The following is an 11,834-nucleotide window of genomic DNA, read 5'->3' as shown; positions in this document are numbered from 1 at the left end:
GATTTAAGATTTAAAGATTTTAAGATTAGTCTTCCCACTTCAGGGCGCCTTTCTTGGTGATATAAATAAAACCACACAGGAAGAAGCCAACAAACATCAACACTGCTGTAAAACCTTCCCAGCCCAGTTCTTTGAAGTTAACAGCATAAGGGTAGAAGAAAATCACCTCTACATCAAACAATACAAAAAGAATGGCAGTTAAAAAGTATTTAATGGCAACTGGCTGGCGGGCATTTCCTTTTTGCTCAATTCCACTCTCAAAGTTAATCAGCTTATCGCTGGTTTTACGTTTGGGACCCAAAAAGTGAGTAGCTAACATCGTGATCCCAACGAAACCTACAGCAGCAATTAATTGCAATACAATAGGGAAATAGCTAAAAGGAGTAGTCGTTGCTGACAAAAATTCAGTTTCTGTATACATAAGCTTCCCGATAAAACATTGTCCGAATGCGCAAAAATACTGCAAGTAAACCAAAAATCAAATCTATTAGGTTGTAAAATATTATCTTTTTTTACCAACCAGAAACGAAAAAACCTCCTGCAGGGCAGGAGGTTTTTTCGTTATATCGACCAAGGTCAATTACTTATTTTTTGTTCTGCGCTGGTTTTGCAGTTTTAGCCGGCGCTTTCTCACGGGCAGCCATGTTATCTACGATCTGTTTAACAGTAATGTTATTCGGATCGATAGCAGCCAGTTTATCAGCATAAACCTTTACATTGGCTTTATCTTCCTTGAAGTAGAAGTACAGCAACTCGTAGGTGTACGCGTTGATCAGGGTACCTCTGTTTTTCTCAGGATTAGATTCAGACATTTCTATGTACTTGTCATAGAATGGTTTAGCAATACCTGTCTGTGCCTGCTGGTCTTTGGCAAAGTTGGTCTGTCCTCTCCAGTAGTAACCTGTACCCAGGTCTGGTTTTACATCAATTACCTTCTGGAAAGCAGCATCTGCTTTATTCAGCTGTGCGGTATCGATTGGTTTTACACCTAAACCTGCGTAGTAGTAGTTCAAGCCTACGTTGAAGTGATCGATCGCCTGTAATTCTTCTTTATTGGCCACTTTCAGATCATTGGCTTTGGAATACCATTCAGCCGCCTGACCATATTTTTTCGCTGCTTTCAGCTGTTCTGCAATCTGAACGAAGTTTTCCGGATCTTTAGATACAGTGGAATTAGCGTATTGTTCCAGGTAAGTCAGCGCTTTGCTGATATATTGTTCCTGTGTGGTAGAATCAGGAGATTTTAAACGCAGATAGATGGCACTCAGCAGTTTGTAGTCGTTAGAGTCCAGTTTGCTCTCACCAGCTGCCTGTGCATATTCATCCATTACTTTTTTCGCATTCAGGGAATCACCTTTCTGCAGGTAAGAGTCACCAAGCAGCAGGCTCAGCTTATTCTTGTAGAATTCGTTGGCACCGCCCAATGCAGCCTGACCTTTGCTGATAGCACCATCATAATCTTTCTTGAAGAAAGCGATGGAAGCTGCCAGGTATTCGTTTTTGGTTCTGTCTGCAGGATCTGCTACAGCCATATATTTTTCCAGATATTCTGCCGCTCTTTCCCAGGAAAGCTGATCTTTCTTAGGTGTAGTGTAGAACAAGAAAAGTTCATTGAATGCAGGCGCATATTTAGCGTCCATGTTGGTAGCTTTGGTCCAGTCAGCTACTGCTTCTGCTTTCAGTCTGGCATTGTAGTTTACCAAACCTTCTTTCATGACAGCTTCTGCGTTGTTGGCATCCAGCTCCAGTGCTTTTTCATAAGCCGTGATAGCTTTACCACCGTTTTCACCACCGAGGTAACGGTAAGCATCTCCCAACTCAATATAGTCAGCTGCTACAGGTGTATACACTTGTTTTTTCTTACGGCCTTCATTATTCAGGAGTTTCTCCATAATAGTGAGTGCATAGCCGCGGTCACCGCCTTTCACTTCAGTGTTGGCATCCGCAATAGCGCGGGCAACATCTCCGTCACGACCTTCTGTTACTGTGCTGGCATTTTCAAATTTCTGTTTGGCAGCAGCAGCATTACCATTTAGCAGATCAATACGGCCCATTCCCGCCTGCAGTAAAGCAGAAGTAGGAACAGCCTGTAACCCTTTCTGGAAAGTGGCGGCAGCGCCTGCGTTATCTTCCAGTCCGAGTTGTGCTATACCCAGGTAATAATAGGCTTTGTCCTCCGTAGGCTTTGCGGCAATCACTTTCTCTAAATTCTGCTTTGCAGACAGATATTTCCCATAATACAGGTCTTTTAATCCATCCTCCACAGATTGGGCCATCACACTACCTGAGGCAGCGCACAGCAATGCTACGATTAAACTTTTCCGTTTGTTCATTTGCAATCTGGTTTTTTAGTTTTAGTTGTGTTTTTTTATTATTTAAGATTGGCTTCCCTGAATACCACATTTAACCTCGCCGGAAATAACCGGAACTGCTTAATCACAAGTTGACCTTCATAACTGCCCAGGAAAGTTGCAAATCCTGTGCCTAAGCCATGGTAAGGTTCTTTCAAGCCATAATAGAAGCCTCTCTTTAATGGATAGGATCCAATACCAATATAAGCCTGATAAGGTTTGACAAAATCAGAACCACCATCTGCCCGCAGCTTTACTACAGATACTTTATTGGTAAAGGCCATCGACAGGGAGTCGTTAGGATCAGAGATCCAACTAACACCGATCACACCAATAGCGTCCTTGTTTTTTGATACATAGTCTACTACTTCCGGATTGGTTTTAGCCGCCATTGTGTTGGCAGGTAACGGCTTACCACGATTGATGGAATCCATTATATAACGCACTGTGCTTGAGTTGGCATTATCAAACACGAGTTGCCATTTTCTGTCTGTATTTGTTCCGTTCATAATGCCGCGTACCTGGTCCATATTTAATACAGAATCCGGGTTGGCATGATTTACCACCAGCGCCAATGCATCCCAGGCCAGCATCAGACTGTTGGGTACAATTTTAATCTGCTTGAAGTAATCACGCTCCTGCTGGTTGAAATCGCGTGTAACGATCACCATGCGGGCACTATCATTTAAAAGATCTTTAAAACAATCAGCCTCCGGTTTATAGGAGGGAATGATATGTGCTTTCGGATACAACGATTCAAAAACCTTTATTTCTGAATCTATCAGCGGCTTATATGTTTCATCCACACTGATGTGAATGGTGCCCTCTGTAGCTGTATCCAATTTCTTTTTCGCATTATCGGGGCCGCAAGCCGCCATCAGTACAGTAACTGCTGCTAAATATACAGCATTCATTTTTGTTAAACTGAAAAACATATCACATTCCCTTTAGTTCCTGTTAAAAAAAAGCTTTCTGATCCCGTTATACATCCTGAAGACACCATATAATACCAACACTGCTCCCAAAATACTCATTGCCTCCGGTGATATACGAAACTCACCCATGCCCAGTTTTTCCGCAAAAATTGCGAACAGGCCAAAGAGAATAAAGAACACACCTCTTACTAACTCGCCCAAAGGCCGATACTTATTTTCCACCCGTCTGTTTGTTTGTTCGTCTTGCATTTCCTTGTTGCGATTTACAATTATACAAAAAAATATTTTTTAATCCGGCATTCGGAACTCTAGAAGAATGTTAAAAAAAAAACGTTAAAACTCTCATGATTTGCATAACCAGCCGCAATTTGAGTCATTTTTTCAACATGTTATAATTTTTTGATTTAAAAAATGATCATTCTTTGAGAATTAGCACCTTTCTCCGGCTACCCATGCACTTTTTATGCCTGTTCATATCTGTCATTATTTTTTATGATAAATAACATTATAAAGATGCAATGGGTAAAGATTTCCATAATATCTTGTAGGTTTGCGGGCTGATAGCTACAAACTCCATTATCATGAAGATACTGATGGTTTGCCTGGGTAACATATGCCGCTCGCCACTGGCGGAAGGCATCATGAGAACTTTGGCAGAAAAGAAAGGACTACACTGGGAAATTGACTCCGCCGGCACCGGCAACTGGCACGTAGGCGATCCGCCGGATCATCGTGCCATCAAAGAAGCACGCAAACAAGGCGTAGACATTTCCGGCCTGCGTGGCCGCCAGTTTCAGGTAACCGATTTCGATACCTTTGACCGGATCTACGTTATGGACCATAGCAACTACACCAATGTATTACGCCTGGCCCGTAACGAATCAGATAAAGCCAAAGTAGCCTATCTCCTCCATCAGGAACAGGAAGTACCCGATCCCTGGTTCGACGACGCCTTGTTTACACCGGTATATAAACTGATTTATGATGCCTGTGACGGCATCACTGATAAAGAACAATAAAACTTAATATTTTTTTAGATGATAAAGCCAAGTATTCCCAAAGGCACCCGTGATTTTGGCCCCGTGGTAGTAAGAAAACGTAACTATATTTTCCAGACCATCCGCGACACCTTTGAGGTATTCGGTTTCCAGCCACTGGAAACACCTTCTATGGAAAACCTCTCTACCCTCACCGGTAAATACGGCGAAGAAGGAGATAAACTGATCTTTAAAATACTGGACAACGGCGAAATATATGAACGCGCACAACAGGCGAAAGACAGCCGCGAGCTGGCTTCCCTGATCAGCGAAAAAGCCCTCCGCTATGACCTCACCATTCCGTTTGCCCGCTATGTGGTGATGAATCAGCACGAACTGGCACTGCCCTTCAAACGCTATCAGATGCAACCGGTATGGCGGGGCGATCGCCCGGCGAAAGGCCGCTACCGCGAATTCTACCAATGTGATGCCGATGTGGTAGGCAGCAACTCCCTGCTCAATGAAACGGAACTGCTCCTGATTTACGATACCGTATTTACCAAACTGGGAATGCATGGCTATGAACTGCGCATCAACAACCGGAAAATCCTGGCTGCCCTGGCAGAACTGGTGGGTAAACCGGAAATGATGACAGACATTACCATCTCCATCGATAAACTGGATAAAATCGGAATGGAAGGCGTAAAAGGAGAATTACAGGAAAGAGGATTAACGGATGCAGATATTGCCATCATCGAAAACTTCCTGCAAATCTCCGGCGACAACGCTTCTGTACTGCAACAGCTGCGGGAACTGTTTGCCAATTCTGCTACCGGACAAAAAGGAATCGAAGAATTGGACTTCATCCTGCACGCCGGTTATGCTTCTTACAACACCACGCCTGTACTGGACCTTACCCTGGCACGTGGCCTCAATTACTACACAGGTCTTATTGTGGAAGTAAAAGCACCAGCCAGTGTAAAAATGGGGAGCATCGGTGGTGGTGGCCGTTATGATGACCTCACCGGATTATTTGGCCTGCCGGGCATTTCCGGCGTAGGTATCTCCTTTGGAGTAGACCGTATCTACGATGTCATGGAAGAACTACAACTATTCCCCGATGCAGCCCAGCAATCTACCCGGGTACTGTTCCTGAACCTCGGCGAAGCCTGCGCCCGTAAAGCATTTGAACTCATGATGCAATTACGTGCCAAAGGTATTGCAGCAGAACTGTTCCACGAAAATGCCAAGATGGACAAACAGATGAAATATGCCAATAAAAGAGGCATTCCTTATGTGGCTATTATGGGAGAATCCGAATTACAGGAAAATGTGATCAGTGTTAAAAACCTGGTAAACGGCCAACAAGAGAAGATCAGCGCAGCTGCCCTGATTGATGTTGATTTTCAATAACCCTTACCGGTGATCTTATAAAAGTAAAACGCCTTGTACTGGAGTACAAGGCGTTTTACTTTTATAAAAGAATAGTTTTATTTTCTTTTGGCGAATTCCGCTTTGGCACTTTCCAGATAGGCAATAAATGCAGCTGCATCTTCCTTCGGATCATAACCATAACCTTTGTTCACCAGCGCCTTTCCTTCCAGATCTACCGGAATATAGTACGGCTGTGAGTTCCGGTTAAAGTGAGTCGCTTCCAGGTCCAGGTTCTTCTGGCCGATGTTTTTAATTTTGGTACCATCGAACTTGGAAACATATTGTTCTCCTTCCGGCAGGGATGTTTTCTCATCTGTGTATAGTGAGGCTACGATGAAGTCATTGCGTAATATCTTCATTACCGCCGGATTGGATAACACCGACTTTTCAAATTTACGGCAGTTTACGCAGGTATGTCCGGTGAAATCGAGCATAAGTGGCTTACCAGCGGCTTTGGCAGCAGCCAGGGCTTCTTCATAATCAAAAAACACATTTTCCACACCTGGTATTTCAGAATGCAGGATGTCTACCAGTTTCTTTGGTTTAACACTGTTGGCATGACTTCCTCCGGTTCCGCTACCAGCACCACTTTCGAGGGCAGCCTGAATATCCACGATGGATTTATTCAGGTTAAAGTCCTGAGAACCTTCGTGTGGCAGGAAACCGCTGATACCTTTCAGTGGCGCTCCCCACATACCTGGTATCATATATACCACGAAGGTGAAAGTGACAATGGCAAAACAGAGGCGGGTTACAGAGAGGAAAGGTACATCACTGTCGTGGCTGAATTTCAGCTTACCGATCAGATACAATCCCATCAGGCCAAAGATAGCGATCCACAGGGCCAGGAAGATTTCGCGGTCCAGCAAATTCCAGTGATACGCCATATCCACATTGGAGAAGAATTTCAGCGCCAGTGCCAGTTCCAGGAACCCGAGGGTTACCTTCACGGCATTCAGCCAGCCACCGGATTTACCGATTTTATTCAACAAGCTGGGGAACAAGGCAAAAAGCGAAAAAGGAATCGCCAATGCCAGGGAGAACCCGAACATCCCTACCAATGGCCCGGAGTTTCCTCCTTTAGCCGCCAGTACCAGCAGGTTACCTAAGATAGGTCCTGTGCAGGAGAAAGAAACAATAGCCAGGGTCAATGCCATAAAGAAAATACCCAGCATACTGCTCATACCTGCTTTGGAATCAGATACGCTGGCCCAGGAACTAGGCAGGCTGATTTCAAAGGCTCCCAGGAACGAAAAACCGAACAATACGAATATTACAAAGAATATCATATTGGCGATACCGTTACTGGATAAGGAATTGAGCGCACTGGCACCAAAGATTTTGGTGATCAGGAAGCCCAGTAATGTATAAATGATGATGATAGACAAAGAATAGGTAAAGGCATTCTTAATTCCCTGTGCCCGGGTGGCGCTACGTTTGGTAAAGAAGCTCACGGTAATGGGAATCATCGAGAACACACAAGGTGTAATCAGGGCAATAAATCCACCGCCAAAGCTGGCCAGGAAGATCCACCACAAAGATTTATCCGAAGCATCATCTTCTGCCACATCTTTTTTCACCGGATCAGCAGTAGCCCCATTATCTGCCGTAGCAGCGGTAGTGGTACTGTTATCCAATGGGATCTCAAATTTTTCTTCTTCCGGTACGGCATCTTCTCCCTTGAGGGCCATATAGGTGATGGTACCAGTGATTTTAGCAGGTGTGCCTTTCAGTTTTACTACTGTCTGTAAGGTTACTTCCTGTTGAAAATATTTGATGTCCAGGTTATCGAACAAAGGTTCTTTACGGTTTTCCAGTTTTCCTTCTTCGGTGATACCGGTGATGGTAGCGTTGGAAGCGCTGTCCAGCACTACCCGGGTATTGGGATCATCGTTACCCATGGTAGTAGAAAAGAGTAACCAGCCGTTGGCAATATTCCCTTTCAGGTGCAGTACATATTCCTGGTCATTTTTCTTTTCTGCAGAAAACTGCCATTTCACGGGTTTGGGTGCTTGTTCCTGCGCCTTTGCCCCGAGGGCGAAGAAAGCAAAAACAGGTATAAAAAAAGTCAGCAAATGCTTCATAAAGTCAATAGGCTTTAAATGATAAAGATCAGAGAAAACAACAAACGAGTTCCCATGCTGAGGAACTCGTTTGATCTGTTATTTTTTCAGTTATCGGATACGAATTATTTTCCTCCTACACTCACGGCAAATTCAATCTCTTTCGGAGGTAAGCACTGATGATCATCACATACCATGAACTCTACGGAACCTTTTACTTTGGTAGCAGCTTTACCTTTCACAGTTACTTTCTGTACGAAGTCCACGGTGTTTTCGTAGTATTTCAGTTCAGAATTGAAGTTCTTGTCGAAAGATTTATGGATTTTACCCACTTCTGTCACTTTACCTGCGAGGGCAGTCAGTGGATTTTTAGTGAATTTGAAAGTGGTGGGTACCGGACCTTCTCCTGCTTCCTGCGCATACAGATGCCAGCCGGCATCGATCGTTGCGGTGAGGTGCAGCTCATAGGTAGTGGCATTCACTTTCTTGGAAGTAAAGTTCCATTTTACCGGATTCTCAATCTGCGCACTTGCCAGGAAAGGCAAGACAAATAAAGCCAGTGCTGTTAGTAATTTTTTCATGCGTTTTCTTTTTAATTGGTTGGTTGGTTGATTTTATCAGTTGTTATTGAGCAGGCTTTGGAATATCAGCTGCCCGTCTGTGTTGCCCAGTGCCAGGCTGGTAGCTCTTTCCGGGTGCGGCATCATTCCAAATACGTTCCTGTTTTTGTTGCAGATACCTGCGATATTACGGATAGCGCCGTTGTGGTTTGCTTCGTCGGTGATATTGCCGAATTCATCACAATAGCGGAACAGGATCTGGTTATTATTGGCCAGTTCGTCCAGGGTGGCATCGTCTGCATAATAACGGCCTTCTCCATGGGCAATAGGTATCATCAATGGTCTGCCGGTCACTTCTTTAGTGAGGGAAGCCACGGTATTTTCACTTTTCAGGTAAATGTTTTTGCAAATGAATTGCTGGTTCTGGTTCTGCAGTAAAACACCTGGCAGCAGGCCAGCTTCGCACAGTACCTGGAATCCATTACAGATACCAATTACACGACCACCTTTATTGGCGAATTCGATCACACTCTGCATCATAGGGCTGAACCGGGCGATTGCACCGCAACGCAGGTAGTCGCCATAGGAAAATCCTCCTGGTAAAATAATACAATCTGTTGTACTAAATGCGCTCAGGTCCTTATCCTTATGCCACAGCTCTATTACTTCTTGTCCCAGGTCATTGCGCAGGGAATCAATCATATCATGATCACAGTTAGAGCCCGGAAAGGTGACAACGCCAAATTTCATCTGAAAATGTTTTGTGTTTATGTGTAAATAATGACTTAAAAAATCCGTTTTTTCCTGTGTTTTATACCTCATTATTCACTGATAACAAAACTAACAGGAAAGGACAAAATTACTTCGCCGTTCGCAATTTTCCATTGCCGCTCATCCTGATTTAACAAATTACTGAAAATCAATCTCTTAAAATGGCAGTTTAGCTGAAATATTGCATAACAATCACATATGCCAGGGTAATAAAGTGGATAATATTGGCAAATGTTTCATTGGTGACAGACCAAAATACGTTCCCGGCAAACATCGCTACCGGCAATACAGCCAATACCCAGTAAGCAGCGGAAAAATGTACGTTAAAAAACGGTACCAGCATGGCTACCAGTACATATACAATCAATGCCGCCCATATCTTACGGCCCTGTATCAGCATTTTCTTCAGCGGGCGTTGTAATAACAACCAGCCCAGTATAAAAAACAGGATACAGGCTACCATGGCGCCCCATACCTTATAATCGGTAATCAGCGGCAAGGAGAATCCGATATTAGGAATCCTGCGCAAAGCGGTCATCTGTCCTGTCAGAAACAGATAAGTTCCCATCAGGTATAGCGGACACACCAGCCCCAGCAGGGCAATGATCCATTCTGCCAGCCGGAAAGCCCGCATAATCAACATACTAACCAGCAACAGTAAACAAAAGATGATAGCCGGGAAATAAATCAACCCGCAAACACCCAATGCAAAACCAATATTAAATACCACATCACGGGCCGAAGTACGTGTATACAATTCCGTTATACTGGAGAACACCCACAGCATAATCATGTTTACCAGCAGTGCAGGCGAAAAGGTGTTCCAGCTCTGTAACATGGAAGTAAACAGCAGGTAACACATGGCCGGCAGATAGGTAGACCGGGCAAATAATCTGTGGTGGTTAATAATTTTTGTGAACAGCAACGATTGCAGCAACAGCAGCAATACCGCCAGGGCCGTGAAAAACAGGGGGCTATCTCCGGTAAAGGACTTTATCCACTTTACCAGCAGGTCGTACAAAAGCCCTTCTGACCCATCCGCTATAAAGGTAACCGGATGGATCAGATAATAGCACTTAATCAGCAGCGTATAGATCAGAAGCAGCAATACCGTTAACGGATTGCCTGAGCGGAAAAATTTTATCACTATGCAAAGGTGTGATTAAAAGTCAATTTTAGCAAAGCAAATATAGTTCCTGTATACACATGGTATCAGTACCGTGCGGCCACTGATTTGTTTTCCGTAACGGGGCATCCAGGTAAATCCCTTGTCCAGGTTGCGCAGCGTAGGCATCCGGTTGATTTTACCGCCGGGCGCCAGGCTTACATCCGTGAGCATATAATTTCTTCTGTCCAGTTCGTTGTAAAGGAAACGCAGCTCACTGCCCACGTTTACCATCAGGTAAGACAGATACAGGTCTGCATTGTCGTCGTACTGGCTTTTGCGGATAAAGTTGCTCCACTGCATATTACCTTCTTCATCAAAAGATAATACAGCTACATTGTCATAATGATATCGTACCCCCTGACTGTTGTTCCAGTTCCAGGGATTATAATACATGGAAGAATAAGGAGAATAATAATAAGGGGAATACATCCCACCGTATCCATAAGGGCCGCCATACATATAGTTCCAGCGGTTCCAGGGCTGATAGCGGGAAGAGGTATAAAACGATTCTGCAGCCAGCAGGAAACCACCATTACTGGTATTAATCACCTTGCGGATGAAGTAATCGTTAAAAGCACTGTTGGTATTGGATTCACCGCGGGCATTCATTTTCAGCTCATTGCTGAAAATCACGGTTTTTTCATACAATGGTTTATCCGATGCATAATCATATTTATAAAGGTACATGCCTTCTACATTGCCTCTTTTCTGCTTATAATAGAAAGCAGTGACCAAGGCAGTATGCCGGCTGTTGTCCAGTTTCATCTTCACTTCATCCAGCAGCTGCGCTTTGAATTCCATGCGGGTTGTCTCAAAGCTGTCTACCAGCGAACGTTTCCGGACCATGCTGCCGCTGATAACGTAATCCCGGTTGGAGGTACGTTCCAGTTTATTGAAGATAAAGTCGCCCTCATTGGTGAGATTAAAGTTGCTGAGGAACTGTTTCTTTCCCTGCATGGGCAAGGATAAACGGCTGTTATTCACCAGGGCAACTGCGCTGTCATACAGGAAAGTGTAGAACACATTGTTATCTTCCTTATCCTGATTGATCTTATACACCATGATACGGTTCTTGTCTTCTGAGATTTCTACAGAATACACTTTATTCTCTTTGGAATAAAAACCGATCCGGGTGGAGTCGATCATCACAGGTGCATCATTGAATTTAGCATCTGGTGTCATCGTGGCGCAGAAACTGTAAACGGCATCTTTACGCTGGAACTGGTAGAACATCAGCACTTTGTTGGGATATGCCACAAAGTCCATGCTGATCACTTTTTTAGGTAAAAAGTCCAGTTTTATACGATCCTTCAGTTGCATGGCGTTATCATATACAGAAACGAAATAATCGCCGCGATCTGTTTTATAAACCAGGATGTTGCCGGCTACCTTTCCGATGATCTCAAATTCAGTACTTTTATAATCATCTTTCTCCGGTACGGAGTAGGAAATTTTCTGAGCCATTGCAGCGGTACCGGTAAATAGCAGCAACAATAACAGGTGGAGGCGATGTAGCGTATGCATGCGGTAGTAGAGTTTCAGATATTATCGACAAAGCTGAGGTGAAGATAAAAC

Annotated in this window: 11 protein-coding genes; 2 read left to right on the top strand and 9 right to left on the bottom strand. The window is 44.1% G+C overall.

All coding sequences use genetic code 11. The features are described 5' to 3' along the window. Positions 1-25 precede the first annotated feature (25 nt). The 4 genes from OL444_RS07300 to OL444_RS07285 form a co-directional block, all read right to left on the bottom strand. Entirely contained in the window at positions 26-421 is a 396-nt protein-coding gene (locus tag OL444_RS07300; protein WP_264733880.1) for an NADH-quinone oxidoreductase subunit A, read from the bottom strand. Positions 422-584: 163 nt separating this feature from the next. Next, entirely contained in the window at positions 585-2,333 is a 1,749-nt protein-coding gene (locus OL444_RS07295) for a tetratricopeptide repeat protein (RefSeq protein WP_264733881.1), read from the bottom strand. Between the two features lie 38 nt (positions 2,334-2,371). Continuing rightward, complete coding sequence (locus OL444_RS07290) at positions 2,372-3,265, bottom strand: PstS family phosphate ABC transporter substrate-binding protein (RefSeq protein WP_264733882.1); 894 nt, start codon at positions 3,263-3,265, stop codon at positions 2,372-2,374. Positions 3,266-3,298: 33 nt separating this feature from the next. Continuing rightward, on the bottom strand, positions 3,299-3,535 hold the full coding sequence (locus tag OL444_RS07285) for a hypothetical protein (protein ID WP_264733883.1): 237 nt from the start codon (positions 3,533-3,535) through the stop codon (positions 3,299-3,301). Positions 3,536-3,867: 332 nt separating this feature from the next. On the opposite strand from OL444_RS07285, the gene OL444_RS07280 reads away from it, so the two are divergent. Both OL444_RS07280 and hisS read left to right on the top strand, forming a co-directional pair. Beyond that, a complete protein-coding gene (locus tag OL444_RS07280) occupies positions 3,868-4,305 on the top strand; it encodes a low molecular weight protein-tyrosine-phosphatase (RefSeq protein WP_307734800.1) in 438 nt (145 codons plus the stop codon). Between the two features lie 18 nt (positions 4,306-4,323). Next, positions 4,324-5,676 carry a histidine--tRNA ligase gene (gene hisS / locus OL444_RS07275; protein WP_264733884.1) on the top strand — a complete coding sequence of 451 codons (1,353 nt, stop codon included), beginning with the start codon at positions 4,324-4,326 and terminating at the stop codon, positions 5,674-5,676. Between the two features lie 77 nt (positions 5,677-5,753). Here hisS and OL444_RS07270 read toward each other — a convergent pair whose 3' ends face one another. The 5 genes from OL444_RS07270 to OL444_RS07250 form a co-directional block, all read right to left on the bottom strand. Continuing rightward, a complete protein-coding gene (locus OL444_RS07270; RefSeq protein WP_264733885.1) occupies positions 5,754-7,781 on the bottom strand; it encodes a protein-disulfide reductase DsbD family protein in 2,028 nt (675 codons plus the stop codon). 104 nt (positions 7,782-7,885) lie between these two features. After that, entirely contained in the window at positions 7,886-8,341 is a 456-nt protein-coding gene (locus OL444_RS07265) for a protein-disulfide reductase DsbD domain-containing protein (protein ID WP_264733886.1), read from the bottom strand. A gap of 36 nt (positions 8,342-8,377) precedes the next feature. After that, a complete protein-coding gene (gene purQ / locus OL444_RS07260; protein WP_264733887.1) occupies positions 8,378-9,070 on the bottom strand; it encodes a phosphoribosylformylglycinamidine synthase subunit PurQ in 693 nt (230 codons plus the stop codon). 190 nt (positions 9,071-9,260) lie between these two features. Then, positions 9,261-10,238 carry a hypothetical protein gene (locus tag OL444_RS07255; protein ID WP_264733888.1) on the bottom strand — a complete coding sequence of 326 codons (978 nt, stop codon included), beginning with the start codon at positions 10,236-10,238 and terminating at the stop codon, positions 9,261-9,263. 15 nt (positions 10,239-10,253) lie between these two features. After that, on the bottom strand, positions 10,254-11,783 hold the full coding sequence (locus OL444_RS07250; RefSeq protein ID WP_264733889.1) for a hypothetical protein: 1,530 nt from the start codon (positions 11,781-11,783) through the stop codon (positions 10,254-10,256). Positions 11,784-11,834: the final 51 nt, after the last annotated feature.

It is taken from the genome of Chitinophaga nivalis, from assembly GCF_025989125.1.
Lineage (GTDB): Bacteria > Bacteroidota > Bacteroidia > Chitinophagales > Chitinophagaceae > Chitinophaga > Chitinophaga nivalis.
Note: the sequence above shows the minus strand (reverse complement) of the source record. Positions and strands in the feature narration are given on the sequence as shown.

Bases quoted from the DNA above. Each gene is read 5' to 3' on its own strand.
- OL444_RS07300 (WP_264733880.1), bottom strand. From the start codon at position 421: ATGTATACAGAAACTGAATTTTTGTCAGCAACGACTACTCCTTTTAGC.
- OL444_RS07290 (WP_264733882.1), bottom strand. From the start codon at position 3,265: ATGAATGCTGTATATTTAGCAGCAGTTACTGTACTGATGGCGGCTTGC.
- OL444_RS07285 (WP_264733883.1), bottom strand. From the start codon at position 3,535: ATGCAAGACGAACAAACAAACAGACGGGTGGAAAATAAGTATCGGCCT.
- OL444_RS07250 (WP_264733889.1), bottom strand. From the start codon at position 11,783: ATGCATACGCTACATCGCCTCCACCTGTTATTGTTGCTGCTATTTACC.
- OL444_RS07295 (WP_264733881.1), bottom strand. From the start codon at position 2,333: ATGAACAAACGGAAAAGTTTAATCGTAGCATTGCTGTGCGCTGCCTCA.
- OL444_RS07280 (WP_307734800.1), top strand. From the start codon at position 3,868: ATGAAGATACTGATGGTTTGCCTGGGTAACATATGCCGCTCGCCACTG.
- purQ (WP_264733887.1), bottom strand. From the start codon at position 9,070: ATGAAATTTGGCGTTGTCACCTTTCCGGGCTCTAACTGTGATCATGAT.
- hisS (WP_264733884.1), top strand. From the start codon at position 4,324: ATGATAAAGCCAAGTATTCCCAAAGGCACCCGTGATTTTGGCCCCGTG.
- OL444_RS07270 (WP_264733885.1), bottom strand. From the start codon at position 7,781: ATGAAGCATTTGCTGACTTTTTTTATACCTGTTTTTGCTTTCTTCGCC.
- OL444_RS07265 (WP_264733886.1), bottom strand. From the start codon at position 8,341: ATGAAAAAATTACTAACAGCACTGGCTTTATTTGTCTTGCCTTTCCTG.